General features: G+C 34.1%; 23 protein-coding genes and 1 other RNA gene. 11 read left to right on the forward strand and 13 right to left on the reverse strand.

Annotation, left to right across the window (positions count from 1 at the left end; all coding sequences use genetic code 11):
• Positions 1 to 6: 6 nt before the first annotated feature.
• Positions 7 to 429, forward strand: a complete 423-nt coding sequence (locus M0D21_RS01820) for a thiol-disulfide oxidoreductase DCC family protein (protein ID WP_248325948.1) — start codon at positions 7 to 9, stop codon at positions 427 to 429.
• 364 nt (positions 430 to 793) lie between these two features.
• Here the strand turns inward: M0D21_RS01820 and M0D21_RS01825 are convergent, their stop codons facing one another.
• Entirely contained in the window at positions 794 to 982 is a 189-nt protein-coding gene (locus M0D21_RS01825) for a hypothetical protein (RefSeq protein ID WP_248325949.1), read from the reverse strand.
• Between the two features lie 237 nt (positions 983 to 1,219).
• Here M0D21_RS01825 and M0D21_RS01830 point away from each other — a divergent pair, with 237 nt between their 5' ends.
• Positions 1,220 to 3,103 (forward strand): DUF4139 domain-containing protein, encoded by a 1,884-nt coding sequence (locus tag M0D21_RS01830; protein ID WP_248325950.1) that lies wholly within the window; start codon positions 1,220 to 1,222, stop codon positions 3,101 to 3,103.
• Here M0D21_RS01830 and M0D21_RS01835 read toward each other — a convergent pair.
• Both M0D21_RS01835 and M0D21_RS01840 read right to left on the reverse strand, forming a co-directional pair.
• Positions 3,100 to 3,510 (reverse strand): hypothetical protein, encoded by a 411-nt coding sequence (locus tag M0D21_RS01835; protein WP_248325951.1) that lies wholly within the window; start codon positions 3,508 to 3,510, stop codon positions 3,100 to 3,102. The genes M0D21_RS01830 and M0D21_RS01835 overlap by 4 nt on opposite strands.
• 94 nt (positions 3,511 to 3,604) lie before the next feature.
• Positions 3,605 to 5,056: a pyridoxal phosphate-dependent decarboxylase family protein gene (locus tag M0D21_RS01840; RefSeq protein ID WP_248325953.1), complete on the reverse strand. Its 1,452-nt coding sequence runs from the start codon at positions 5,054 to 5,056 to the stop codon at positions 3,605 to 3,607.
• A gap of 95 nt (positions 5,057 to 5,151) precedes the next feature.
• On the opposite strand from M0D21_RS01840, the gene M0D21_RS01845 reads away from it, so the two are divergent.
• Complete coding sequence (locus M0D21_RS01845; protein ID WP_248325955.1) at positions 5,152 to 6,033, forward strand: LysR family transcriptional regulator; 882 nt, start codon at positions 5,152 to 5,154, stop codon at positions 6,031 to 6,033.
• 4 nt (positions 6,034 to 6,037) lie between these two features.
• Here M0D21_RS01845 and M0D21_RS01850 read toward each other — a convergent pair whose 3' ends face one another.
• On the reverse strand, positions 6,038 to 7,363 hold the full coding sequence (locus M0D21_RS01850; RefSeq protein ID WP_248325957.1) for a dicarboxylate/amino acid:cation symporter: 1,326 nt from the start codon (positions 7,361 to 7,363) through the stop codon (positions 6,038 to 6,040).
• A 96-nt stretch (positions 7,364 to 7,459) separates the two neighbouring features.
• Positions 7,460 to 8,524, reverse strand: a complete 1,065-nt coding sequence (gene aroC, locus M0D21_RS01855; RefSeq protein ID WP_248325962.1) for a chorismate synthase — start codon at positions 8,522 to 8,524, stop codon at positions 7,460 to 7,462.
• A 247-nt stretch (positions 8,525 to 8,771) separates the two neighbouring features.
• Between aroC and M0D21_RS01860 the strand changes: the two genes are divergently transcribed.
• Positions 8,772 to 9,875, forward strand: a complete 1,104-nt coding sequence (locus M0D21_RS01860; protein WP_248325963.1) for a DNA alkylation repair protein — start codon at positions 8,772 to 8,774, stop codon at positions 9,873 to 9,875.
• A 16-nt stretch (positions 9,876 to 9,891) separates the two neighbouring features.
• On the opposite strand, the gene M0D21_RS01865 is transcribed toward M0D21_RS01860, so the two are convergent.
• Both M0D21_RS01865 and gndA read right to left on the reverse strand, forming a co-directional pair.
• Positions 9,892 to 11,235, reverse strand: coding sequence for a GntP family permease (locus tag M0D21_RS01865; protein ID WP_248325964.1), 1,344 nt, complete (start codon positions 11,233 to 11,235; stop codon positions 9,892 to 9,894).
• 3 nt (positions 11,236 to 11,238) lie between these two features.
• Complete coding sequence (gene gndA, locus M0D21_RS01870) at positions 11,239 to 13,149, reverse strand: NADP-dependent phosphogluconate dehydrogenase (RefSeq protein WP_248325965.1); 1,911 nt, start codon at positions 13,147 to 13,149, stop codon at positions 11,239 to 11,241.
• 262 nt (positions 13,150 to 13,411) lie between these two features.
• On the opposite strand from gndA, the gene M0D21_RS01875 reads away from it, so the two are divergent.
• Positions 13,412 to 14,266, forward strand: a complete 855-nt coding sequence (locus M0D21_RS01875; protein ID WP_248325966.1) for a UDP-2,3-diacylglucosamine diphosphatase — start codon at positions 13,412 to 13,414, stop codon at positions 14,264 to 14,266.
• Between the two features lie 67 nt (positions 14,267 to 14,333).
• On the opposite strand, the gene M0D21_RS01880 is transcribed toward M0D21_RS01875, so the two are convergent.
• Together M0D21_RS01880 and M0D21_RS01885 are read right to left on the reverse strand one after the other, a co-directional pair.
• Positions 14,334 to 17,255, reverse strand: a complete 2,922-nt coding sequence (locus M0D21_RS01880) for an FAD-binding and (Fe-S)-binding domain-containing protein (protein WP_248325967.1) — start codon at positions 17,253 to 17,255, stop codon at positions 14,334 to 14,336.
• Positions 17,245 to 17,730, reverse strand: coding sequence for an Lrp/AsnC family transcriptional regulator (locus M0D21_RS01885; protein ID WP_248325968.1), 486 nt, complete (start codon positions 17,728 to 17,730; stop codon positions 17,245 to 17,247). The genes M0D21_RS01880 and M0D21_RS01885 overlap by 11 nt, the downstream gene beginning before the upstream one ends.
• A 162-nt stretch (positions 17,731 to 17,892) precedes the next feature.
• Between M0D21_RS01885 and M0D21_RS01890 the strand changes: the two genes are divergently transcribed.
• Both M0D21_RS01890 and M0D21_RS01895 read left to right on the forward strand, forming a co-directional pair.
• Positions 17,893 to 18,705: a DUF1338 domain-containing protein gene (locus M0D21_RS01890; protein ID WP_248325969.1), complete on the forward strand. Its 813-nt coding sequence runs from the start codon at positions 17,893 to 17,895 to the stop codon at positions 18,703 to 18,705.
• A gap of 90 nt (positions 18,706 to 18,795) precedes the next feature.
• Positions 18,796 to 19,284 carry a hypothetical protein gene (locus M0D21_RS01895; protein ID WP_248325970.1) on the forward strand — a complete coding sequence of 163 codons (489 nt, stop codon included), beginning with the start codon at positions 18,796 to 18,798 and terminating at the stop codon, positions 19,282 to 19,284.
• A gap of 25 nt (positions 19,285 to 19,309) precedes the next feature.
• Here the strand turns inward: M0D21_RS01895 and bshA are convergent, their stop codons facing one another.
• Together bshA and rnpB are read right to left on the reverse strand one after the other, a co-directional pair.
• Positions 19,310 to 20,437, reverse strand: coding sequence for an N-acetyl-alpha-D-glucosaminyl L-malate synthase BshA (bshA, locus tag M0D21_RS01900; protein ID WP_248325971.1), 1,128 nt, complete (start codon positions 20,435 to 20,437; stop codon positions 19,310 to 19,312).
• A 155-nt stretch (positions 20,438 to 20,592) separates the two neighbouring features.
• Positions 20,593 to 20,895: RNase P RNA component class A (gene rnpB / locus M0D21_RS01905), an RNA gene on the reverse strand.
• 125 nt (positions 20,896 to 21,020) lie between these two features.
• On the opposite strand from rnpB, the gene M0D21_RS01910 reads away from it, so the two are divergent.
• From M0D21_RS01910 to miaE, 4 genes are all read left to right on the forward strand, one after another.
• Positions 21,021 to 22,817, forward strand: coding sequence for a DNA polymerase III subunit gamma/tau (locus M0D21_RS01910; protein WP_248325972.1), 1,797 nt, complete (start codon positions 21,021 to 21,023; stop codon positions 22,815 to 22,817).
• A gap of 212 nt (positions 22,818 to 23,029) precedes the next feature.
• Complete coding sequence (locus M0D21_RS01915) at positions 23,030 to 23,242, forward strand: hypothetical protein (RefSeq protein ID WP_248325973.1); 213 nt, start codon at positions 23,030 to 23,032, stop codon at positions 23,240 to 23,242.
• A gap of 11 nt (positions 23,243 to 23,253) precedes the next feature.
• Complete coding sequence (locus M0D21_RS01920) at positions 23,254 to 23,952, forward strand: hypothetical protein (protein ID WP_248325974.1); 699 nt, start codon at positions 23,254 to 23,256, stop codon at positions 23,950 to 23,952.
• A 395-nt stretch (positions 23,953 to 24,347) separates the two neighbouring features.
• Positions 24,348 to 24,929: a tRNA-(ms[2]io[6]A)-hydroxylase gene (gene miaE / locus M0D21_RS01925; protein ID WP_248325975.1), complete on the forward strand. Its 582-nt coding sequence runs from the start codon at positions 24,348 to 24,350 to the stop codon at positions 24,927 to 24,929.
• A 70-nt stretch (positions 24,930 to 24,999) separates the two neighbouring features.
• Here miaE and M0D21_RS01930 read toward each other — a convergent pair whose 3' ends face one another.
• A complete protein-coding gene (locus tag M0D21_RS01930; protein WP_248325976.1) occupies positions 25,000 to 25,725 on the reverse strand; it encodes a DUF6733 family protein in 726 nt (241 codons plus the stop codon).
• A gap of 10 nt (positions 25,726 to 25,735) precedes the next feature.
• Positions 25,736 to 26,602, reverse strand: a complete 867-nt coding sequence (locus M0D21_RS01935) for an alpha/beta fold hydrolase (protein WP_248325977.1) — start codon at positions 26,600 to 26,602, stop codon at positions 25,736 to 25,738.

The following is a 26,602-nucleotide window of genomic DNA, read 5'->3' on the forward strand; positions in this document are numbered from 1 at the left end:
TGTAATATGATTGAGAAAGGGAAAAAAATCATTTTGTTTGATGGGGTTTGTAATCTTTGTAACGGGGCTATAAATTTTATCATTAAGCATGATAAGAATGATATATTTAGATATGCTTCTCTACAAAGTGATGTTGGTAGAAAATTAATAGAGGAAAGAAACATTGATACCTCCAAAATCGATTCTATTTTACTTATCGATCCCGGTGTTGCCTATTATCACAAATCTACAGCCGCTCTTAAAATAGCAAAGCATCTTACAGGGGTATATCCTGCTTTTGCGGTGTTTCTTGTATTTCCTAAACTTATTAGAGATTGGGTTTACGATATTATCGCAAGAAATAGATATCGATGGTTTGGGAAAACCGAGAGTTGTATGATACCTACCCCAAAACTGAAGGCACTATTTATTGATCAGGAGGTACGCTGATCTAAAATAACCTACTGTACCTTTTCTGTGTAGTTTTTAGTATTCTGCTTATCTAATGCTATCTTTTCCTGATCTAGTTTGCCTATATTATCAATATGAATAAACAATAGACATAGAACAGTAAAACATATAAGTGTTATCGGTAATAGTAACCTTTTCATTTTATTTTGGGCTTTAAAACGATTTGGAACAAAAAAAGACCTTACTTTTTTTACGGGATAAAAGTAGTGTTATCTTCTTGTCTTTCAGAACTGTTTTAGAATTCGTAGCTATTGAACTAGAATTCGTATAAGCAACTTCTCAAATTGTTTCAACCTATTAAAATGTATCAATTTACTGTTGATATTGAATCTCTAACTTCTGTTCACTTGGTTTCTGGAGCACTTAAGGTAGTTCTTCTTTCTATAGTACTATTTGTGTTTAATTCGGTGTCTACTTTCTTTCGAAGTTCATTAGAATGTGTATCCAGCTTGTTAATGTTATCAATATGGACAATACTTAAACTTATTACCGAAAATGAAATGAGCGCTAAGGGTAGTAAAAGCCTTTTCATGAGTGTTTTTGTTTATTAGTGTGATAAAAGTGATGGTTCAAAAGTAGGATTTGTATGTATACCACGTAAGGGGACATTGCCTAGAAATGACCAGGGGAAAATCCCCCCTTTTTTACAGATATCACTCTTTTTAAATCAAAACACCTGTTTACTCACCCAACAGCGTACTTTACTCAATAGCGGTTTTTCATAGTCTTACCCATATGTACATTAGAGGTATAACAAAACCAAAATCCTATGAAAACATATACTTTAGCATTCCTCATTCTGATTTCTTTTTTGGGATATGCCGATTCTGAAAAAAAGATCGATAGCACTATTGACGAAGTAACTATTTATCTAAGCGGGGCGCAAATAAAAAGATCTGCACGGGTAAATTTAAAACCGGGAACAAATGAGATTGTCTTATCTCACTTATCTCCGAATATAGAGAAAAACAGTATTCAGATATCTGGACTAAAAAAGACCTCTATCCTTTCAATCAACTTTAACATCGATTATCTTGATAAGAAAAAACAATCCAAAGATTTAGAAATACTTCATCATAGACTAGACTCTCTACTATTTCAAAAAAACAAATTGGAAAACATTTTATCGGGTTTAGGGCAAGAAAAGAAGCTTTTAGATAACAATCAGCGTATTTCTAGCAACACAGAATCATTATCCTTAGAGAGAATAAAACAAATTTCTACGTATTACAGAGAAAGAGCTACCCAAATACAAGACAGAACGTATACCCTCACGGTAGAAATAGATAACATTACAGAACAGATCACAAATGTTTCTAAGGAAATTGACAAATTAGATGATGACACTAAAGAAGAAAGAGGAGTGATTAGTTTAAAACTTGATTCAGCATTGGCTACGAACCTAGTTCTTGAGATTAAGTATAATGTCACCAAAGCAGGATGGTTTCCTTTATACGATATTAAATCACAAAACACACAAAAGCCCATTGCTATAGCTTACAAAGCCAATGTATATCAACAAACAGGAACCGATTGGACAGATGCTAATATTATTCTATCTACTGGTGATCCCACAGTAAATACTATTAAACCGGTTTTAAATACAAAGTATCTCAACTTCACCTACAGGAATTATAATCCTAGTACAGCAGTGAACCGATATTCTTATAAATATAACCCTACTGTACAAGTAGTTTCTGGAATTGTAAATGACCAAAATGGTCAACCTTTACCTGGAGTAAATATTATAGAAACAGGTACTTCTAACGGTACACAAACCGATTTCGACGGGCGATACAATTTGGCCATTACTAATGGTAATGCACTATCGTTTTCATACATCGGATTCACATCTGAATCACTTCCTATATATTCTTCAGTAATGAATATTAATATGGAACCAGCCAGTTCTTCTTTAGAGGAGGTAGTAGTTGTTGGGTATGGTTCTTCTTCTTCTTCACGTTTCAAAAATAGCCCACCCTCCTATTCTTCTAGAAAAAAAGAGAGAAAAGAATATAACCAGGTGGTAGAAAATAAAGAAGAAGGCATCACGAATACGAAATTCAGAATTAAAAAGAAATACACGATAAAATCTAATGCAGACGTCACCAGCATTGAAATCGATAATTTTGAACTAGATGCCCAATACAAACATTATGTAGCTCCAGAACTGAATGAAAATGTATTTCTCACGGCAAAGCTGGGAAATTGGGAGAAGTTTAATTTACTAGCTGGAGAAGCCAATATATATTTCGAAGGAAGTTATGCCGGTAAAACAAATATAGATCCTCTCTCTACTACTGATAGTCTTACTATTTCTCTGGGTATAGATCCGAATATCATTGTCGAAAGAGAACAACTTAATAACTATAAAAGTAAATCTTTTACCGGCAGTAATAGAATTAGTAATCGTGAATATAAAATAAGTCTTAAGAACAATAAACAAAATCCAGTTTCTATAACGCTAAAAGACAGGATCCCTGTTTCACAAAACAAAGAGATAAAACTAGATAATATTGACACAAAGGATGCTAAGTACGATCAAAAAACTGGTATTATGACCTGGAATATAGAGCTATTAGCGAATCAAAAAACCGAAAAACAGTTTTCGTACCAAGTGAGATATCCAAAAAACAAGAGAATTAATCTCTAGCGAGTAAATGTAAACTGAAAACCATCTTTAAAAGGTTCACTTATAGTGAAACTATTAGAAGTGATTTCAAGGTTTCCTAAGTTTTTATTGCCAATAGTAATCTCTAGATTACTTAAAAACTCAACCACAGTATAATCATAAGTGTCTGATGGTAAGGAGTCTTCGATAGTGGTGTCTGTATTGCTATTGACAATAATTACTTTTTTGGCAGATTCATTAAACTCCCAAGTTATCAATCCATCTTGAAAATCATGATCTACACCAAGAAACCCTCCTGATACATTGCTCATATTCCATTTTCCATCAAGTCCTAATAAGGTGGTTTCGTTATCATCACTGGTATCGTCATCCCCACTGCACCCTACTGCAACCATTAACAAAAGTATTATAAAAGTAAAGCGTTTCATTGTTATATATTTTTGGTCTATTGGTTATACCTATATAACTGTAGATGAAGCACTTTTAGTGTTCGTTGCGTTAAAAATTGTTAAAAACTGAGACTTAATCGAGTAAAAGTGTTCCTAGCTCTTCTATCTCATCTAACAAAACTTCTAAATCCTCTTTTGTGGTTAGCTGATTCATTATTGTAGTTCTTAGATATTTTTTCCCAGCAATGGTAGTCTGTACGATGTAAAACTTACCAGATTCTATTAACTTTTGCCTAATCAATCCATTAAGTCTACTACTATCTGTTTCTTGATTTGAGAGATACCTGAAGTTCACGATATTGGCCTCTGGATCCTGTAATAACTCAAAATTGTTTCTATCTGCTATCATTTTAGAAAAAACAGTTGCCAGGTCATATAATGTATTTACATTTTGTTCAAATATTTCTTCGCCGTATGTTTTAAGAATACTATAGACTTTGATAGACATCATCAACTTAGTACATTCAAAAGTTCTTTTTCCGGAGTTATACCATTCTTTTGTATGTTGCGTATCCCACAAATATTGTGCTTTTTGTTCAAATGTTTTATAGGAGTCTTCTGATCTCTTAAAAAATAACCCTGTGGTTAATGCGGGTGTCATTAACATTTTATGAAAATCGATCACCACCGAATCTGCTCTTGATATACCATCTACCAAATGCTTGTATTTTTCTGAAAATATGACTGCGCCACCATGAGCTCCATCTACATGAAACCATAGCTTATTTTGTTCAGCAAAATCTGCAAGCGCATTAAGATCATCATAGCTACCTGTTGCTGTAGAGCATGCACAACCAATTATTGCAATGACATGATATCCTTTAGCTTTTGCTTTATCAAGTGAAGTATTCAAGGAATTAATATCTATAGCAAAGTTTTCATTGGCAGGAACTTTTATGATTCCTTCATTTCCTAATCCCAGTACTCTTGCTGCTCGATCTATACAGTAATGTGCCTCTTCTGAAACCATTACAGCCAATTTTTCCTGATGCCCATGATCCCAAACCGAAGTTGGAGCTTTTGCCTTTCGGGCAGACAATAGTGCCGTTAAGTTTGCCAGACTTCCTCCTGAAGTTAATATTCCAGAACTTTCTTTATTCGAATATCCAATCCTTTTACACACTAGATCGGTTACAATTTTTTCAATGGCATTGGCTGCCATTCCCATTTCATATACTCCAGTTCCGTTGCTTAAGAAATCTGACATAAGTCCTGCTAAACCCGCTATTGGAGCAGGTACAGCGACCTGATGCCCAATATATCTTGGGTGATGTACATGTATAGATTGTTCCAAAATAGCTTTAAACGTTTCTATCACTCCAGTTTGAGAAGATGTGTAGTCATTCTTCCAAAATGCTAATACATCTTCTGGCTTTTTATATGGTAATACTACCTGGCTTCTATCCTCCTGTACATTTTCCAAATGATCAGAAAGTAAATCTACTAGCGCATGCCCAATTTCTCTAAAACTAGAAGGATCATAGGCACTTTTTAGTACATTTTTATTCACTGTTGACTCTTTCATCTATAGTATACATCAATTATTCACTACAAATCTAAACAGTATTAATTATAATAAAAAATACTTATTTTTAATAAATTAATAACAAAAAAGCATTAATGAATATTCAAACTTTAAAGAATCTTATTGTTCTCTCCGAAAAACTGAACTTCACCCGTGCTTCAGAAGAATTAAATATTGTCCAGCCTGCGTTAAGTAGACAAATAAAACAGCTAGAAGAACAGATTGGAGCTACTCTTTTTAAAAGAGATAAGCGTAATGTTCAACTTACAGCTGCTGGAGACCATTTTGTAAAGGAGTCGAAAAAACTCATAGCTCAGGCTGAAAGAATGATAACACAAACCGCCCATATTCATAATGGAGATGTTGGAGAGATAAGAATAGGCTTTACACATTCTATCATGCAAACGATATTACCAGATATTTTAAAAAGTATTAATTATCAAATTCCAGGGATTAAAACTATTCTAAGAGAGATGAATAACCGAGACCAGTATATGGCCCTCCAACAAAACGAATTAGATATTGGTTTTGCTACTAATCCCATAGTCCCGTTTAGTTTGAATAGCAAAGTATTACACGTAGATAATTTTGTGGTTTTACTTCCAGAGAAGCACCCTGTCGACATAGATAACTATACAGATTTTTCAATATTTTCTAAAGACGAATTTATTTTTCCTTCTGTCTCTGATGGTCCAAATTATGTACATCTATTAGAATCTATTTGTATAGAAGCAGGTTTTAACCCCAAGGTCGTGCATGAAACCGATTCTGCAAGTACAAGTTTTAGATTGGTCGAAGCCGGATTAGGAATTTCAATAGAACCGATATCTTCATTGCACGGTCATGAATTTCCTATAAAGAGCATCGAGCTTCATAATATTAAACAAAAAGCACAACTTACTATGATCTGGAATCCTGAACGAGAACCTGAATACCCTGTATTGTTTGAATTGCTAAAAAACTGGAAAATAAAATAATTACCTACTCTGCTTGATAATTATCGTCCCAATCTTTTACATGGGGCTCTCCAAGTTTTCCTACAGATTTAGCAACGATCATAGACACTGTAGCATCTCCTGTTACGTTTATAGTAGTTCTCAACATATCCAAAGGTCTGTCGACCGCAAAAATTAATGCTAACCCAATTGGTAGTTTATCTGAAGGGAAACCGATAGCCTCCAAAACAATCACTAACATTACCATTCCTGCACCAGGTACAGCAGCAGAACCAATAGATGCTAATAATGCCGTAAGTACAATAGTAATCTGATTGCTAAACGTGAGTCCTTCTGGCCATAACACCTGCATAATAAAGACGGAAGCTACAGCTTGGTACAAACTAGTACCATCCATATTTATAGTTGCACCAACGGGAAGAACAAAACTTGATACTTCTTTATCAACGCCAATGTGTTCTTCTACCCTTTCCATAGTAACTGGTAATGTTGCAGCACTAGAACTGGTTGAAAAAGCTAACAATTGTGCCGGGCTTATTTGTTTCAAAAACCAAAAGGGAGATTTTTTAGTTATGATAGACACTAAAATACAGTAGAAAATTATCATTAATAGTAAACCGAAAAGTACTACCCCAGCATACTTTAATAATGCTAACAAAATATCAGGATCATCTGATGTGACCACTACATTTGCCAATAATGCAAAAACTGCATACGGAGCAGAAAGCATAATGAGATCAACCATTTTTAAAACGACCTCATTTAAACTATCAAAAAATTTCTTCAAAGGATCTGATTGTTCTTCTTTTACCAATAACATACTTATTCCCAGAAAAATTGCAAAGAAAATAACCTGAAGCATTAACTTATTGTTGCTCATGGCTGCCACAGCATTTTGTGGAACCATATCAATAATAAATTGTAAAGGACCACTTTCTTTTTGTCTACCGGCTTCGGCTATACGTTCAGAAATTTTCGAATTCCCAGCATATTCTGTAGTTAATTTTTCAATCGTCTCTGCTGTAATACCCTCTCCAGGTTTTGCAACATTAACAATTAGTAACCCTATCGTAATCGCAACCACAGTGGTAATTATATAGATCACTATAGTCCTCCCTCCAATCGTTTTAAACTTAGAAATATCTTTTAGATCTGAAATTCCTTTAATTAATGATGCTAAAATAAGTGGAACCGCAATCAACTTTAGGAGATTCACAAATATAGTTCCCAAAGGAGCAATCCAGTCTCCGGTGAATCCTTTTCCCCATGATACGGTGGTCATTATGAAACCGAATACTATCCCTAGTAGCATCCCAATCATAATCTTCCAGTGCAGCGCAAGTTTTTTCATAAGAGTAATTTGTAAAAGAGCGTCGAATATATGAATTAAATACAAAAAAACGGTAACCTTATTAAGATTACCGTAATTAAAATCTATGTTTATTATTTATTTTTTTATTGTTCTGTTTAGTAACCAATAATCAACCAATACTAAGGCTGCCATGGCTTCAACTATAGGAACAGCTCTGGGCACTACACAAGGGTCATGTCTTCCTTTTCCCTGCATGGTCACAATCTTACCTTCTTTATCGATAGTTTCCTGATCCTGCATAATTGTTGCAACCGGTTTAAATGCAACATTAAAATAAACATCCATTCCGTTAGAGATTCCTCCTTGAATTCCTCCAGATAGATTTGTTTTGGTGGTACCATCGGTATTAAACAAATCATTATGTTCACTTCCTTTTCTGGTAGCTCCATCAAAACCACTTCCGTATTCAAAACCTTTTACCGCATTTATGGAAAGCATAGCTTTACCCAATTCTGCATGTAATTTATCAAATACAGGTTCTCCAAGTCCAACAGGCATACCAGATATAGCACAACTTACAATACCTCCAACAGTATCACCTTCTTTTCGTATTTGCTTTATATATTGCTCCATCTCATTTGCCATTTCAGGATCTGGGCATCGAACAATATTACTCTCGGTAAGAGAAAGGTCTAATTCGGTATGGCTTTTTTCTAACTTAAGAGTTCCAACTCCACTTACATAAGCATTAATTTTTATGCCAGGGAGAACTTGTTTAGCAATGGCACCGGCCACTACTCTGCTTGCTGTTTCTCTTGCAGAAGATCGTCCTCCTCCTCTATAATCTCTTATTCCATACTTTTGATCATAGGTATAGTCTGCATGCGAAGGTCGATAAGAGTCCTTAATATGAGAATAATCTTTAGACTTTTGATTGGCATTTTTAATTACAAATCCGATCGGAGTTCCTGTAGTAACCCCTTCAAAAATACCCGAATAAAACTCCACAGTATCAGGCTCTTTACGTTGTGTTACAATTGCAGATTGTCCTGGTTTTCTTCGATCTAATTCCTGTTGAATAGCCTCTAGATCCAATTCAACTCCAGAAGGGCAACCATCAATGATTCCTCCTATAGCTACACCATGAGATTCTCCAAAAGTGGTAAGTTTAAAAAGGTTTCCGAATGTATTTCCTGCCATACACTTAAAATTTTCAACAAATGTAATTGTTAATCTCTAAAAACGTACTAGTAATATGACATAAAAAAGACAATTTATTCATAGAAAATTGAATCAATACAAAATATCAAAGTGTTTTTTTTACACAAACATAATTTTTGAAGATCTGTCAATAAATTTTTCACTTTTTTCTTCTGTTAAAAATCACTCCTGACATATGGTTGTCATACTCCTAATTTAATTTTGAAATAAAATAAAAAACCACCTCATGCCAGAACCATTAAAAAATGTATATAACGCTTCTTTCTTTGAAAGTTTTACGAAGCATTTAAGAGCTGTATATCCCTCTTTAAATTCTTCTCAATTTATAGCAGACATATATGCCAATACATGGAATGACAAAGAGCTAAAAGAACGAATGTACCATATCGCTCAAATACTATATATCCATTTACCTAAAGATTATCAAACTGCTACAGGTATTCTGGTAAAACTGGCTAACCGACTTAAACACTCAGAAGAAAGCATGTCTTTTGAATATATGTTTCTACCCGATTATATTGAAAAGAATGGATTGGATCAGTACGAAATCTCAATCAAAGCCATGGAAGAGATTACAAAATTCACAAGTTGCGAATTTGCTGTTCGTCCGTTTCTTTTGAAATACCCAGACAAAATGCTTTCACAATTACTGCAATGGTCTACACATCCTCATCTTATGGTTCGTCGTCTTGCTTCTGAAGGCACAAGACCAAGATTGCCCTGGGCCATGGGTGTTCCGTATTTAAAAAAAGATCCTAGTGTATTACTTCCTATTCTAGAAAACTTAAAGAAAGACAGCTCAGAAATTGTAAGAAGAAGTGTTGCAAATCATGTAAATGATATTTCCAAAGATCATCCTAATATTGCAATAACACTTATTAAAAAATGGAAAGGAATATCTAAAGAAACCGACTGGCTTGTTCGTCATGCCAGCAGAACCCTTTTAAAAGAAGGAAATCTTGAAATAATGAAATTATTTGGTTTTGGTTCAATCAAAGCTATTAAATTATCAGATTTTCACATTCACACACCAAAGGTAAAAATCGGAAGTTCCTTAGATTTTGGTTTCAGCATAACCAACACGTCTCCAAAGGATATCAAAGTTAGGCTGGAGTATGGAATCTATTTTATGAAAGCCAATAAGAGTTTATCTCGCAAAGTTTTTAAAATAAGTGAAAAAGTATATAATGGTAACTCTACTACAGAGATCCGGAGAAAACAACCTTTCAAAATAATAACCACTCGTAAACTGCACACTGGTCGCCATCAGGTATCTCTAATCATCAATGGGAAAGAGTTCGATAAACTCGATTTTGAGTTGATATCCTAGAAGATAAAATATCATTCTAGAAAACATACCACAATACCAACGAAGTAATTATTCCGATAAGAGCAATAAGTGTGGTCATCACAGTCCATGATCGAAATGTCTGTTTTTCAGTCAAACCCAAATATTGACCCACTAACCAAAATCCACTATCGTTAACATGAGAAAGAATGGTTGAACCAGAGGCTATAGCAATTACCATTAATGCAATTTGAGGTGCTCCAAAATTTCCAGAAAGAATGACTGGGGACATTATTCCCGCACTTGCTATCATAGCAGTGGTTGCAGAACCTTGTAATACTCTTATCAAAGCAGCTATGATAAACGCAAATAGTAAAGGGTGGATAGCAGCATCTTGTAAAGTTGAAGCCAATAATTCTCCTACTTTTGTATCTACCAATATTTGTTTAAAAGCACCTCCTGCACCTGTTAATAGAATGATGGCTCCAGCGGGTTTAAACGACTTTGTAGACAGTTTTAAAAGATCATCTCGACTAACTCCTCTTTGAATCCCTAATACATACCAAGCAATAAGATTAGCAATGATAAGTGCAGTAAAAGGATGTCCTAGCAAAGAAATAGTGTACACCAGTCCCTTTGGAAGTGTTAAATCACTAAACCATTTACCAAATAACACTGTTTTTACAACGATAAGAAAAATGGGTAGAGCAATAATTGCGAGAATTGTAATAGGGTTTGGAGGTTGACTAACCTCTCTTCCTTCCTCTACAATTTCGGGAATAGATACTTCTATTTTGTTTGCAATATATTTCGCAAACAATGGCCCGCCAATTATAGCCGAAGGAATACCAACGATAAATCCAAAAATAATCACCCAACCTAGATTTGCACCTAATATATCTGCTACAGCTATTGGTCCAGGAGTAGGCGGAATAAAACTATGCGTAATTGCTAATCCTGCCAATAATGGAATAGCATATAGTAACAATGACTTACCAGTTCTTCTGGCAATAGCATATACCAAAGGAATCAAAATGATAAATGCAACATCAAAAAAAACCGGAATCGCTACAATAAAACCAGTAGCCATAAGTGCCCATGAAGCATTTTTTTCTCCGAATAATTTTAAAAGATAGGTAGCTAAACCATGGGCTCCGCCGGAATTTTCTAATATTCCTCCAAAAAGAGCCCCCAGACCTATTACGGTGGCTACAAAACCAAGGGTATTTCCCATCCCCTTTTTAATACTATTAAATATAATATCTGGAGATAATCCTACTAATACTCCAACCAAAATGCAAACAATTAATAGTGCAATAAATGCTTGCATTCTTAACTGTAGAATCATAAACAATAGAGCAGAGACCCCAATAACAACCGCAACGAGTAATTGATAATCCATAAATTATAGTTTTTTCCAGTCTGTATGAAAATGTTCTCCAAACGCTTTATCATTTCTTTGATACGTATGTGCACCAAAGTAATCACGTTGAGCCTGAATAATATTGGCCGACATTTGTGCAGAAGTATAGTTCAAAAAATAATTCGTAGAAGCAGATAATATTGGTAGTGGGCATTTCATCTTTAGTGATTTAGATACCACGTTTACTAAAGCATCTAAGTCATTATTAAGAATCTGTACGATTTCTGAAAACATTAGTAAAGGTTTATCATTTCTATTTCCAAAAAGTGTCACTATTTTTTCCATTAGATCACTTCGTATGATGCATCCTTTGGTCCAGACTCTAGCTACTTCAGAAAAATTAAGATTCCAGTTATAATCAGAAGATGCTTGTTTTAAAACATCGAATCCAATAGCATGATTGACGATACTGCCGAAATAAAATGCTTTTTCTAACTCTTCTAAAAAAAGATCATCGTTAATCGTATTTGAAGAAGTAATTTGATAGACTTTTGAAGCCTCTACACGTTCGTCTTTTTTTGCCGATAGGCATCTCGCCATTACCGCTTCAGAAATAGTAGAAAGCGGTGTTCCTAATTCTAGAGCTGCCACCGTAGACCAGCCACCTGTACCTTTTTGACCAGCTTTATCTAACACCTTATCGATCAAATACTGATCCCCTTCTTTTTTCAAAAGAATATTCGCGGTAATCTCTAAAAGATAGCTATCTTTTTGTTGTTTTCGCCATACATTAAAAATTTCTGAAATCTCATCGGGAGTCTTTCCAATGTAGTATCTCAACATATGGTAAATTTCTGCTATTAACTGCATTTCGGCATACTCAATACCATTATGGATCATTTTGACAAAATGTCCAGATCCATTTGGGCCTATATAATTACAACAAGCATTTCCAGAATTATCTTTGGCAGCAATAGCTTCAAGAAATTCTTTACAATTTTGGTATCCTTCTTCAGTTCCTCCTGGCATGATTGAAGGACCTAATAAGGCCCCTTCCTCTCCTCCAGATACTCCTGCTCCAATAAAAGAAATTCCTTTATCAGTTAATTGTTTCTCTCTTCGGATAGTGTCTTTAAAATGCGAATTTCCACCATCAATAATGCAATCGCCTTTTTCCAAAAGGGGTAACAACTCTTCAATCACCAAATCAACCGCTTTTCCTGCATTAACCATAAGCAAAATTACTTTAGGCGTCTGAAGAGAGTTTACAAATAAGCTCATATCATCAAACCCTTTAGGTACATATGAATTATTGGTAGCAAATTTTTTTGCAATATCTACTTCCTTTCCTTCTACATGTCTATTATAAACTGAGACAGAGAACTTTTTAGATAGCATATTCTTCGCTAAACTTTTACCCATTACTCCTAAACCAACAACTCCAATTTGAGATTTTTGCATTTTTAGTTTTAATTCAATTTCATTAATAATATTAGATATTCCTTGATCAATACCTATAGTGATTCCTCTTTCCCATGTTTCCAACGTTTCGAATTGAGAATCTAACAACTCTTTTGGAAAAAAATGTGCTTCTCTAGAGGTTAATCGATTAAAAATCAAATCATAGCTTCCTTCCAAAAAAATCCATTCTACGCCTCCGTACAACGAAGACTCCAATTTTTTCCTATAGACAACTTTTAACGCAGAGCATGCCAATACTCCTCCTCCATCTTTACTCCATTGTTCTATATTCTTAGATAAATTCTGTAACCAAGGCTCTCTATCTTCATCATTAAGCGCCATTCCATTTGCCATTTTTTCAACATTGGATCTGGGATGAAAATCATCGGCATCATAAAAAGGGATCTCCAGTTTCTCAGATAGAGCTTTTCCAACGGTAGACTTTCCACTTCCTGAAACTCCAAATACTACATAAACTGGTTTTGAACTCATTTGCTATTCTAAAGTAGTGTATTATTCTTACTTATATATCCAATTACTCTCTAATTAAGAGGTCTAGATACCAAGAATATAGACGTATTTCCTAAAATTAAATTGTATCTCGATAATGTTCAAAACTTTTTGATAATAATTTTTGCATAATGTTTTGGTAATACTGAGTAAAAATCTTTAATCACACATAACAATCTGCTTATAATTAGTTAATTATACTTTAACTCGAGAATGTTTTATTTGCAGGAATAAGTCCTGTTTTATGAAAAAACGTACTGTCGATCTTGTTGTTATTTCTGATGTGCATCTTGGCACTTATGGATGTCATGCCAAAGAACTTCTAAACTATTTAAACAGTATTAAGCCCAAAACGCTTATTCTTAATGGAGATATTATTGATATTTGGCAATTTAGGAAACGTTACTTCCCCAAGCCGCATCTTAAGGTGATCAAGAAAATAATCTCCTTTGCATCCAAAGGCACCGAAGTTGTATACATCACAGGGAACCATGATGAGATGCTGCGCAAATTTAGTGATACCGAAATGGGTAATTTTAAATTGGTAGACAAATTGGTTTTGGAACTCGACGGAAAAAAAGCTTGGTTTTTTCATGGTGATATTTTTGACACCTCTATTCAAAATGCAAAATGGTTAGCCAAACTTGGCGGCTGGGGATATGATATGCTCATCTTATTGAATCAGTTTATTAATTGGTTTTTGGTAAAACTGGGTAAAGAAAAATTCTCATTATCAAAAAAAATAAAGAACAGTGTAAAAAAAGCTGTAAAATACATTAATGACTTCGAAGATGTTGCAGCCGAACTCGCGGTAAAAAATAGCTATGAATTTGTTGTTTGTGGACATATTCATCAACCACAAATGCGAGAATATAAAGATAAAAATGGTTCTTGTATCTATCTCAACTCCGGAGATTGGATCGAAAACCTTACATCTCTAGAATATCATGATGAGGAATGGAAATTAGTCTATTATCAACAAGAACAATATGAAACTGATAGCGAATCTAATGATGAATTAGAAAATATAGAGCTAGATCTTAAAGGTTTACAACCTACTTTTTTTATAAACCCTTTGCTTGACAAAGAAATTCAATAAAAATTAAGCTAGCCTAAAACTATATATGAAGATTTTCTATATTCAACTACAACAATTTTAGCAAGTCTCAATTCAACGCTCTTCTTAATATCGAGATAGGATGCAACGATTTACGTTGTGTCCCATCTTGTATTTGATGTCGACAACTAGTACCCACTGCGGCAATAATAGTTTCTTTTGGAGTCTTTCTTATTGATGGAAACAATGTTTGTTCTCCTATTTTCATACTTACCTCAAAATGCTCTTTTTCATACCCAAAAGAGCCTGCCATTCCACAACACCCTGAAGGAATTATGGTAACCTTAAAGTTTTCAGGTAAGTTTAATGCCGTAAATGTATGTTGAATCCCAGACAATGCTTTTTGATGGCAATGACCATGTAACTTAATTGTTTTATTTTCTTTGGTAAACTGTGCACTACTTATATTGCCCAATTTAATTTCAGAAGCCAAAAACTCATCTATCAAAAAAGTATGAGAGGCCAATAATTTAGCCTTTTCTTTATCGTCACATAATTTAAGATATTCGTCTCTAAAGGTCAAAATTGCAGACGGTTCTAATCCAATTAATGGTAGATCATTATTAACTAAGGGATTAAATACTTCAAGATTATGATTTGCAAGTTTCTTAGCTTGTTCTAATAATCCTTTTGAGATAAATGACCGGCCACTTTCTTTATGTTCTACTATCATTACCTCATAATTCAGCTGAGTTAACAATTCTATAGCCTCTATTCCTATCGATGCATCTAAATGATTTGTAAATTCATCGATAAAGAAATATACCGATTTTATAGGGTGTACTGGCTGTATTTTATCTAGATTCTTAATACACCATTTTCTAAGTGAAATTTTACTTAGCTGCGGTAGTTGCCTCTCTTCGGCAATCCCTAAACTAGATTTTAATATTCCCGAAGTAATCCTGTTTTTGAAAAAAAAGTTAGTCAAACCTGTAGTCATTCTTCCTAACTCATTTAACCGATTATTGTAGGCAAAAAGCTTGGTTCTAAGCGAAATTCCATTTTCTTTTTGATATTGATACTCGAATTCTGCTTTTAAGGCTGCTACATCTACATTTGAAGGGCATTCACTTGCACAGCCCTTACAACTTAAACATAAATTGAATACCTCTTTAAGCTCTGTACTATCAAACTTGTTTAATTTTTCATTGGTAGTTAAAAATTCTCTGAGAGCATTTGCTCTTCCTCTAGTAGTATCTTTTTCATTTTTTGTAGCTCTATAACTAGGGCACATGGTTCCACCTGCTTCTGAAGACTTACGACAGTCACCACTACCATTACATTTTTCGGCTGCTCTAAGAATCCCCAATGAATCTGAAAAATCAAGTAAGGTTTGTATTTCTGGCTCTTCTCGATCTATTTCATAACGCAGATTTTGATCCATAGGATAGGCATCTACAATTTTACCCGGATTCAAGATACCTTCGGGATCAAAAGTTTGTTTAACCCTTTTTATAATTTGATAATTTTCCTCTCCTATCATAAACGGAATATAACCAGCTCTAACGATACCATCACCGTGCTCACCGCTCATAGAGCCTTTATATTTTTTGACCAGTGCAGCCACATCGTCGGTTATTTTCTTGAAAAGCTGCACATCTTCGCTTTTCTTAAGATCAAGAATTGGACGTAAATGCAATTCACCTGCTCCTGCATGAGCATAATATACCGCCTGTTGATTATAGGATTTCATAATCTGCGTAAATTCTGAAATATAATCTCCCAAATCAGGAATGGCCACAGCTGTATCTTCAATACAAGCTACCGCCTTTTTATCGCCAACAATGTTTCCTAGTAATCCTAATCCTGCTTTACGTAGTTCTAAAGCTTGATTAATTTCTGATCCGCGTAATATAGAATTTGCATAGCTTAACCCTGAATCAATCAGCTCTTGCAACAAATCTTCCTGTAGTACTTTTAAATTCTCAATCGTATTACTACGTAACTCAAGCATTAAAATTGCTTCTGGATCATCTACAATAAAAAAGCGATTTTTTAACTGCTCTATATTGTTTTTGGTACAATCAAGAATAGTTTTATCCATCATTTCACAGGTAAATAACTTGTGATTCATAACAGGTACAACTGCTTTTAAACAATCATCTATTGTACGAAAATGGGCTGCAATCATAACTGATTCCCTTGGAGGCAAATCATCTAATTGTACAGTAATACTTGTGGTAATTGCCAATGTTCCCTCACTACCCGATAACAATTTACACATATTAAATGGTATCTGAGAATCTGAGAATACCTCTGAATGTATTAATTCATCTATGGCATATCCGGTATTACGCCTATGTATTTCTGCCTTAGGGAAGTTATTATGTATTTGTTGTTGAATTGCTTCAGGTGATAACTCATCATAGATATTTTTGTATACCTTACCTTCCAGTGTATCCAGCTTACATTTCTCCCTAAATTCCTTTTCAGAGATATCAGAAAAGACCGCTTCAGAACCATCTGCTAAAATAGTTTCAAGAGCCACAGTTTTATCTCGTGTAACACCATATTGAATTGAAGTAGTACCACTACTATTATTTCCTACCATCCCTCCTATCATACATCTATTTGATGTAGATGTGTTAGGCCCAAAAAACAAGCCTAAAGGTTTCAAAACTCGATTTAAGTCATCACGAATAACACCAGGTTCTACCGTTGCGGTTTTATTTTTTTCATCGATTGAAATTATTTTAGTGAAGTGTTTAGACACATCAACTACAATTCCATCTCCAACACATTGGCCTGCTAATGAAGTTCCTGCGGTCCTTGGAATTATACCTATTTTATGTCTTCGCGAAAAAGCAATAATTTCTTTCAAATCTTCTTTAGACTTTGGAAACACTACTGCTAAAGGTATTTTTCTATATACCGAAGCATCGGTTGCATACAACGCCTTTGTAAGCTTATCAAAATAAAGTTCACCTTCCAAATTTGTCTGAAGTGAATCTAATATTTCTTTATTGATCATAAATATCTTTCTTTACTAAAATATCTAGAGATACTGGTCTTTTAAAATTGGTATCAAAACAAATAAAACTATCTGTTCCCGCTACACCATCTATATGATGTACTTTTTCATAAAGTATTTTACGAAGGTGATGGTTATCATAAGCAAAAATAAGGATGAAAATGGCATAGTTTCCTGAAACATAATTACATTCCAAAATTTCAGGTATTTGCTTAAGACCTTCAACTACTTGTTCGGCATAACGAGCTTCTCTAAGACGAATTCCGACATATGATTTTGTTCTAAAACCAATTCGTTTTTCATTTACAACAAACTCTGCTTTTTGTATAACTCCTTGATCTCGCAATTTTCGAATACGTTGATGAACCAAAGAATTAGAAATCTTTAACTCCTCAGCTATTTGAGAGAAAGGTTTTCTCGCATCTTTACGAATCTGTAGCAAGATTTGCTGATCTATATAATCAAAATGATGCATAATAATCAAAAAATTAAATTATCACTTATCAAAAACCATATCACATTAAAGCAACATGATCAATTTGACATAAAAATAAAAATAACGTAGTTAATTTATCTGTAAAACCAAATAAACACAGTCAAAAATAATAAATTTGTATAAAAATAAACTCAAAACGCTATGAATTCTACGTATTATTTTGAAGAACTCTGGAAACAATATTCGGCAAAAACTCCGTCTGCTCAAAAAGTTAAGTTATTATTTGAACTAAAGGGCAATACTGTTTTTAATGACCATATCGCGATAAGAACCTTTAATGATTCAAGAATTAACATTGATGTCCTTTCCACAGCATTTTTAAAAATGGGATACATTGCAAAAGGTGAATATCATTTCGAGGCAAAAAAGCTATATGCAAAACATTTTGAACATGAAAACGATCCCAATGCTCCAAAAATATTCATAAGTGAGTTGCTGTTGGAACAATGCTCAACTGAGTTACAACAAACTATAAAGAAAACTTTAGATCATGTAGATCAAGACGTATTTAAAGAAGAAGATCTAATACTAAAAGGAAGAGTTTGGGAAACTCCATCATTTCAAACCTATTTAAGTCTTTTGGAAGAATCTGAATATGCTGCCTGGATGTATGTAAATGGGTTCTGTTCAAATCACTTTACCGTAGATGTAAACAAGTTGGAAACTTTCGAAAATTTGGTAGAGGTTAACACTTTTTTGAAGGAAAATGGATTCAAACTTAATGCTGCCGGAGGTGAAATAAAAGGCACTCCAGCACTATTACTTGAACAATCTAGTATTTTGGCAGATACACAAGAAGTTGAATTTGCAGAAGGTTATCAAAAAATAACAACTTGTTATTACGAATTTTCTTACCGATACAAAAAGCCTGATGGTATGATTTTTACAGGGTTTATAGCAAATTCAGCAGACAAAATATTTGAAAGCACTGACATGCAAATGCAAACCAATTAATCCAATATTAACAAAAATTTAAGGTTTCGACTTGCACATAACTACGTTTGTCACGTTATATTCGAGTATTGAACATAAAACCTATTTATAATGACTAAACGTATTTTAATTATTGCAGCTTTCTTTTTCGGAGCTGTATGTACAATTCAGGCCCAAGAAATTTCTAAAAATGCCCTAGGTGTACGTCTTGGAGATAATGATGGCTTTGGAGCCGAAGTTTCATATCAAAGAGGATTAAACAATGGTAATCGTCTTGAATTTGATCTTGGTTGGAGAGACTTTGACGCAGGTAATGCTATCAAAATAGCAGCTTTGTATCAATGGGTATTTAATCTTGACAAGGGATTTAACTGGTATGTAGGACCAGGAGGAGGAGTTGGAATTATAGACTTCGACGACGATTTCCCCGGAAATGACAGTAGTGATAGTTACTTTTTCTTAGCTGGTGATATTGGTATAGAATATAATTTTGATATTCCTATTCTTATTTCTCTAGATTTAAGACCAGAAATAGGTTTTGGAGATTATAATGATGATCTAGATTTAGATATCGGAGTTGGTATCAGATATCAATTCTAAAAATAAAAACTTCTTTTAATCGTTCCTAAGTAGTTGCTAATGCGCCTTCGTATAAAGCGACATATTTAGGAACGATTTCATTTACATCAAATTTATTTGCTTCCCTAAACGCATTTTCTTTAAACCTCTCTAAAGTTGTATCATCCTCAAGGATCTTAATCGCATTTTCTGACATATCTATCACATCTCCCACATCACTCAAATACCCAGAAATGCCATGAGAATTCACTTCAGGAATTCCTCCTGCATTACTTGAAATCACAGGTACTTTGTTCATCATGGCTTCTAAAGCCGCCAATCCGAAACTTTCTCTCTCCGACGGTAATAAAAATAAATCTGAAAAGCATAAGATTTTGTCAATTTCATTACTGTTTCCTAAAAAGATTACCTTTTCCTTAATTCCTAATTCTTTACATTTTTGCTCAGCAGGCTTTCTTTCGGGTCCATCTCCTACCATAAGTAATTTTGACGGTATTTTTTGCTGAATATTGTAAAATATATCTATAATATCTGAAATACGCTTTACAGGTCTAAAATTACTGATATGAGTTACTATACGCTCCTCAGGTAAGGCCATTACATCACGCTGACAATCTGTAAAACTTGTTTTCTGTTGACTTACATCAATAAAATTTGGAACAACTTGTATATCCTTTTTAATATCGAATAATCGCATTGTGTCTTCCTTAAGACTTTGAGAAACAGAAGTAACAATATCACTATTATTAATACTAAAAGTCACAGCTGGTTTGTAATACGGATGATTTCCTACTAGAGTAATATCTGTACCATGCAATGTGGTAACCATAGGAATAAAAATACCTTCTTCTTCTAACATCTTTTTAGCCATATAACCAGCATAAGCATGCGGAATGGCATAGTGAACATGTAAAAGGTCGATATTATATTTTTTGATAGTCCCTACCAGTTTGCTTGACAGAGCCAATTCGTAAGGTTGATAATGAAATAACGGATAGTTAGGAACATTTACTTCATGAAAATGAATATTTGGATTTAATAAATTTAACCGAACCGGTTGTTTGTATGTAATAAAGTGTACTTCATGATTTAGTTTAGCAAGAGCAATACCTAACTCAGTTGCAACAACTCCACTACCTCCAAAGGTAGGATAACAAACAATAGCAATTTTCATGTATTATTAACTTTTCTTTGAGGCACAAGGTACAAGAAATTTGGTATTGTCTATTGTTAAAGTAGTTGTAAAAAAGGGGTAACATAATGATATAAACAAGTTTTGTAGAGTTTCTATTCTAATTACCAAGGATATAATAATTGTACATCAGAAAAAAGAAAAGCAGATCATAAGCCGGATTCTGTTCCTTGAAACATCAAGACCCTTATCATTTATCTGGGCCAACAATTACTCATTGGCTCTAACCGCCTACCCTCCAACATTGGACGCGTAATCCTCAAAAGTTGGTATACATGGCGTTGCACCGTATAGAGTTTACCTGATTTCACTACAGCATTACCTGTACATTCTTTCTGTTGCACTTGTCCTCATCTTACGATGGACGGGCGTTACCCGCTATACTACGCTTTGGTGTCCGGACTTTCCTCGACAAATGCCGCGATAAGGTGATCTGCTTGCTACAAAATTATTATAATTCTAAAACATCCAAGAAGATTATTGTATTATTTTTTCTGTTAATAACTATAAATAAAAAGAGAAAGCTACAATATAATATTTGGTTGCAATTTTTAACTTTGTAGCGATGGAGCACTTTATAGTATCAGCAAGAAAATACAGACCCCAAACATTTAAAGATGTTGTGGGACAACAGGCTATTACCAATACCTTGCTTAATGCTATCGATAACAATCACCTTGCTCAGGCTTTGTTGTTTACTGGCCCACGTGGAGTAGGTAAAACTTCTTGTGCCAGAATTTTAGCAAAAACCATAAATCAAGATGGGAATGAGCATCCTGATGAAGACTTTGCTTTTAATATCTTTGAGCTTGATGCTGCTTCTAACAACTCTGTAGATGATATTCGTAACCTTATTGATCAAGTAAGAATACCGCCTCAGGTGGGAAAATATAAAGTGTATATCATAGATGAGGTACATATGTTATCTCAAGCTGCTTTTAATGCTTTTCTGAAAACATTAGAAGAACCTCCTAAACATGCTATTTTTATATTAGCAACTACGGAAAAACATAAAATTATTCCTACGATTTTATCACGCTGTCAAATTTTTGATTTTAAACGAATTACTGTAACAGATGCCAAAAATCATCTGATGCAGGTCGCTCAGCAAGAAGGAATCACGGCAGATGAAGATGCTTTACAGATTATTGCGCAAAAAGCAGATGGTGCTATGCGTGATGCATTGTCAATTTTTGACCGGGTGGTAAGTTTTAGTGGTAAAAATCTAACACGTCAAGCAGTAACCGAGAATTTGAATGTTCTCGATTATGAAACTTATTTCAAAACTACAGATCTTATTCTTGAAAATAACATTCCGCAATTATTGATTGCCTTTAATGATATTTTATCTCAAGGATTCGATGGTCATCATTTTATTGCTGGTCTCGCTTCTCATTTTAGAGATCTATTGGTTTGTAAAAATCAGGCAACTATTAATCTCCTTGAAGTTGGAGAGCAGACCAAGGCAAAATATCTCGAACAATCTCAAAAAGCACCACATCAATTTCTTATACGAGGTATCGAATTGTCAAATGATTGCGACTTAAAATACAAAACCAGTCGTAACCAAAGACTTTTGGTTGAACTTTGCCTCATGCAACTAGCCTCTATCCTTACCCAGGATGGAGAAAAAAAAAATAGCAGACCATACATAATTCCCCCAAGTTACTTTAGGGAGAAAGGTATTACTCCAGTTAAGGTGTCTCCCGAACCTAAGGAAAAGACAATACTCGATACACAAGAGGTTTCATCTCCTGCTTCAGTAGTTCCAGAAAAAGAAACACAACCGCCTTTAGAAACTGAAATAGTTAAAAGTGAGCCCATTCAAACTATAAATAATCCGAGCCAAACTACTACTGAAACTAAAGTCAAGGAAAAAAAACCTTTACCTATCAAGAGCGCTAGAAAAACATCTGGTCTATCTCTTAGTAGTATTAAAAAGAAAAAAGAACACGAAGAAAAAAAGGTAGATAATGTTGTGGACCCAAAGAACCTTCCAAAAGAAGATTTTACAGAGTCGCAAATGCAATCGGGATGGGTAGAGTATGGTAAGCTTCAGGATAAAAAAGGAGAACGTATCATTGGGTCTATGTTTGCAATGAATGTTCCTACATTAAAAGATGGTAAAATTCATGTTGAGCTTCCTAACCAATCTATGAAAGTAGATTTAGAAAATGCGCTTCCCGGTTTTTTTCAATATATATACAAAGTCCTTAATAACTACAGCGTAGAGCTGGTAATTCATGTAAACGAGGAGATTTCTAAAAAATATGCGTTTACTCCCCAGGATAAATATGAGAAACTAAAAGAAAAGAACCCACTTATCGATAAATTACGCTCTAGCTTTGATTTAGATATCTAAACCATCCCAATAATTCTCTCTATTTCTTCTTTTTGGTTACATTCAGTTTTTAGCAATAAAACACCCTTATTTAATTATAAACCATTCTATTATGGCAAAAACGCAAAGAGCTTCCTTCATTTCCTCATCGTACTAAAAACAAGGGATTTACCTATAATTCCAAATGAAAATTTGAGTATATTTAGAAAGTAATAACCTATACTACTAGTATCATGAAAAAATTATTTTTAGTCCTTTTAGGGGTAAGTTTTATTTCTTTAGCTTGTGTCGATAAAAAAGCAGAAGAAGAAAAGAAAAAAGCAGCAGAAGCAGAATTAAACAAGCAAGTTGAAGCCGTTGAGCAAGAGCTCAATGAAGATTTTGAATCTTTGGAGAAAGAATCCGAAGAAATCAATGAGGCATTAAACGAATTAGACAACCTTTAAAAAACATAACCATGAAAATGTTGAAATATATATGTGTCGTAATGTTAATGATAGGTTTCGCAGGGACTGTTCAGGCACAAAAATCAGAAAAAGCTGTTAAAGAACGAAAGGAAGCTGCTAAACAGAAGAAAGAAGAGATAAAGGCGAAACGTGCAGAAATGAAAGAAAAGAAGGAGGAGATGAAAGCCAAAAAAGCCGAAATTAAAGAGGCAAAAAAAGAGCTTAAAGAAGAAAAGGATGCTATTCTGGGAGAACATAAAGAAAAAATGAAAGGAATGTCTCCAGAAGAAAGAAAAGCTTACCTAAAAGAAAATCCTGAATTAAAAGAAAAACTAAGTGCTTTTAAAGAATCAACAAAAGAAAAAAGAGACGAATTAAAGGCCAAAAGAATTGAATTTAAAAATGAAAAAGTCAATGCCGTTCAAAATAGAATAGAAAACAAAAAGGAAAGATTAACTTTCTTAGAAGAACGAAACAGCAAAGGCACAGCTAAAATTCAAAAAACCAAAGATCGTTTACTAGCCCAAAAAGAAGCTGGAGAAATCACTGAAGAACAATACACCGAGAAAATGGCAAAAGTTGCTAAAATTGAAGAGAAGCTTAAGAAGCATGAAGAAAGGGTTAGCAAAGTAAAATCTGGTATTGCAAAAGGAGAAGAAAAATTAATCAAACTTGATTCAAAAAAAGAAAAAGAAGTAGATGACGATTAATCTCATTATAATGTACTAAGCTTGGAGTAGTATTGCTTCAAGCTTTTTCACTTTTTCATGATTAAACTCTTCTTAAAGCAGTTTACTATTCTAATTCTTCTTTTTCTTAGAAGGTTTTCTAAAATACATTCTTGTCTTTATCTTATTGTATATTAAAACAGCGAAAGCAAATAACGCTAAAATCATTATTCCTCCTCTGCCGGTTAGATAGTCAAATAATCCCATTTAAATTCAATTTGATGATTAAGTAGTATAACCTTCTGAAAACTTACAGAATAATTTTATTTCATAAAAGTATTCTACAGATATTACTAGACATTATTATTTAACACCCTTTATGTCCTGAGTTGCCATTAGTTTTGCCTAATTTTGCGTCGTAATGCAAATATAAAAACATGCTAGGCCTAAAACTTCCTACTGACCCTAGATGGGTAAATATCGTCGAGAAAAACATAGAGGAGATTCTTACCGATCATGCATATTGCGAGCAAAAAGCTGCTTCAACAGCAATTTCTTTGATGGTAAGTTTTCCTGAATATACAGAACTCGTGCAGGAAATGATTAAACTGGTGAAAGAGGAAATAAGCCATTTTAAAATGGTACATGATAAAATTCTTCAACGAGGATGGGTTCTTGGACGTGATCGAAAAGACGACTATGTAATTCAATTATTAACTTTTTTCCCAAAAGGAGGAAGTAGAACCACGCAACTGGTACACAGATTACTATACGCCGCACTAATTGAAGCTAGAAGCTGTGAACGATTTAAACTTTTGTCTGAAGAGCTCGAGGATCAAGAGTTAGCAAAGTTTTATAGAGATCTAATGGTAAGCGAAGCCAATCATTACACTATGTTTCTAAATTTTGCAAGACAATATGGAGATCGAAAAGAAGTTGATCTTAAATGGCAAGAACTTCTGGTATACGAAGCTGAAATTATGGAAGGCTTGGGTACCAATGAAACCATACATGGATAGGAAATCACTATTACATGACACGTAAGATTTTGAGAATAGCGTCTTACGTGTCACGAATAAGTTTCTTCCTTTACAATGGAATAAATGCTGAAACTTTATAAAACTCATCAGATGTATTCGCATCTGTATTTAGAGTTGCCCCAGCAGATATTCTAAATGCGATACCTTTATCAAATTTTAGTTTTACAGACCCTCCCAGCCATTGATATATTAGCAAAGGATCTCCATCTTCCTGTCTAGTGATCCCAAAAGATTCGTAAAAAGCTCCAAGAACTAACCTATTCCCTACATTTATCCCTGGAGCCATCCAGTTTAACAGGTAATCTTTGGTAATAATATTATCATCTTCACGAACCGATTTATAATATGCGAGATATCCCTCAAAATCTACAAGTCCTTTTTGATAGTTTATGTATAAACTTGGAACAATTCCTTCGGCAATTTTGGTTCCTGTGCTATTAGAAGAAAATTTACCACTAGTAATTCCAAATGAAGGATTCACAAACAATGAATTATCTAAGAATTTAAATCCTAACCCAACAGAAGTTTCTAGCAACAAGTCACTCCCCGATGGTAAATTACCAAAAGCCGGATTCGTCCAAAAAATGGTATAAAAGGTGATATCAAAACTTTTGTTGGTCTCAAAATTACCGAAGAAAATGGGATAAAACCCTGCTACGCTATTGTGAATAATTTTAGTTGCAAATGTTGCTTTTTTAGGAGGATCGGCGTCTTGAGAAAAAACACTCCAACCAACCATTAAAAAAGTGAATACTATACTATTTATTTTTTTCATTATTGTTTTCTTATAAAAATTCATTAATTAATTCTGCTATTTCTTTATACCGCTCTTCTAGATGTAAATGGTGTCCTCCATCAATCCAATGAAGTTCTGCGTTTTGAAACTTATCGAGCCTGGAGTTATGCACACCTTCTGTAAATAGCCCTTGTTTGCCAAGTATCACAAGAACCTTGCAAGATATAGCACTTATAAAAGATTGAGCCTGGCGCTCTGTCATTCTAAAACATTCAGGAAGGGTAATGCGGGGATCATGACACCAACGATAGCCTTCTTGAACCTGAATGATCGATCTATCTACCAAACATGTAGACGCATCTGAAGAAATTACCCCAACACTGTTCTTCATACGATCGTGTATGGCATCACTTTTAGAAGCAAACTGATATTCGTGAGAAGGCAAGAAACCATATAGTTGTGTTTTTTTTGCCATTTTAAGTTGCTTCACAGATTTACTAAAATGAGAAACTATATCATCTTCCTTTATAACGAAAGGAGCTCCTAATCCGTCCAGAAACACCATCTTTTCTACCAATTCTGGCATAGTTCCAGCGACAATAGATGCTATTCCTGTACCCATTGAGTGAGCGACTATACTAACTCGCGACAATTGTAGCGTTTCTATAACTTTAATAATATCAAGAGCGTAATCCCATAGGTAGTAAGATTGTTGTAAGCTTCGATGATCAGAATGACCATGGCCGGCTAAATCTATTGCAACAAAATAAATGTCCTCAGAAAAGATTGAAGCAATTTTCTCGAAACTATTGGCATTGTCTAGCCAGCCATGAATCCCAAGAACCGTTTTGGTTTTATTATTTCCCCAAGTTCTAGCCTTTATCTGGAATGCATCAATATCTAATGTTAATTCCAT

Source organism: Aquimarina acroporae (assembly GCF_023195925.1).
GTDB lineage: Bacteria > Bacteroidota > Bacteroidia > Flavobacteriales > Flavobacteriaceae > Aquimarina > Aquimarina acroporae.

Coding starts and splice junctions, on each gene's coding strand:
- M0D21_RS01865 (WP_248325964.1), bottom strand. CDS start 11,235: ATGGATTATCAATTACTCGTTGCGGTTGTTATTGGGGTCTCTGCTCTA.
- M0D21_RS01820 (WP_248325948.1), top strand. CDS start 7: ATGATTGAGAAAGGGAAAAAAATCATTTTGTTTGATGGGGTTTGTAAT.
- M0D21_RS01875 (WP_248325966.1), top strand. CDS start 13,412: ATGAAAAAACGTACTGTCGATCTTGTTGTTATTTCTGATGTGCATCTT.
- M0D21_RS01915 (WP_248325973.1), top strand. CDS start 23,030: ATGAAAAAATTATTTTTAGTCCTTTTAGGGGTAAGTTTTATTTCTTTA.
- M0D21_RS01835 (WP_248325951.1), bottom strand. CDS start 3,510: ATGAAACGCTTTACTTTTATAATACTTTTGTTAATGGTTGCAGTAGGG.
- aroC (WP_248325962.1), bottom strand. CDS start 8,524: ATGGCAGGAAATACATTCGGAAACCTTTTTAAACTTACCACTTTTGGA.
- gndA (WP_248325965.1), bottom strand. CDS start 13,149: ATGAGTTCAAAACCAGTTTATGTAGTATTTGGAGTTTCAGGAAGTGGA.
- M0D21_RS01860 (WP_248325963.1), top strand. CDS start 8,772: ATGCCAGAACCATTAAAAAATGTATATAACGCTTCTTTCTTTGAAAGT.
- M0D21_RS01830 (WP_248325950.1), top strand. CDS start 1,220: ATGAAAACATATACTTTAGCATTCCTCATTCTGATTTCTTTTTTGGGA.
- M0D21_RS01825 (WP_248325949.1), bottom strand. CDS start 982: ATGAAAAGGCTTTTACTACCCTTAGCGCTCATTTCATTTTCGGTAATA.
- M0D21_RS01910 (WP_248325972.1), top strand. CDS start 21,021: ATGGAGCACTTTATAGTATCAGCAAGAAAATACAGACCCCAAACATTT.
- M0D21_RS01930 (WP_248325976.1), bottom strand. CDS start 25,725: ATGAAAAAAATAAATAGTATAGTATTCACTTTTTTAATGGTTGGTTGG.
- M0D21_RS01880 (WP_248325967.1), bottom strand. CDS start 17,255: ATGATCAATAAAGAAATATTAGATTCACTTCAGACAAATTTGGAAGGT.
- M0D21_RS01850 (WP_248325957.1), bottom strand. CDS start 7,363: ATGAAAAAACTTGCGCTGCACTGGAAGATTATGATTGGGATGCTACTA.
- miaE (WP_248325975.1), top strand. CDS start 24,348: ATGCTAGGCCTAAAACTTCCTACTGACCCTAGATGGGTAAATATCGTC.
- M0D21_RS01920 (WP_248325974.1), top strand. CDS start 23,254: ATGAAAATGTTGAAATATATATGTGTCGTAATGTTAATGATAGGTTTC.
- M0D21_RS01890 (WP_248325969.1), top strand. CDS start 17,893: ATGAATTCTACGTATTATTTTGAAGAACTCTGGAAACAATATTCGGCA.
- M0D21_RS01935 (WP_248325977.1), bottom strand. CDS start 26,602: ATGGAATTAACATTAGATATTGATGCATTCCAGATAAAGGCTAGAACT.
- M0D21_RS01840 (WP_248325953.1), bottom strand. CDS start 5,056: ATGAAAGAGTCAACAGTGAATAAAAATGTACTAAAAAGTGCCTATGAT.
- M0D21_RS01845 (WP_248325955.1), top strand. CDS start 5,152: ATGAATATTCAAACTTTAAAGAATCTTATTGTTCTCTCCGAAAAACTG.
- M0D21_RS01895 (WP_248325970.1), top strand. CDS start 18,796: ATGACTAAACGTATTTTAATTATTGCAGCTTTCTTTTTCGGAGCTGTA.
- M0D21_RS01885 (WP_248325968.1), bottom strand. CDS start 17,730: ATGCATCATTTTGATTATATAGATCAGCAAATCTTGCTACAGATTCGT.
- bshA (WP_248325971.1), bottom strand. CDS start 20,437: ATGAAAATTGCTATTGTTTGTTATCCTACCTTTGGAGGTAGTGGAGTT.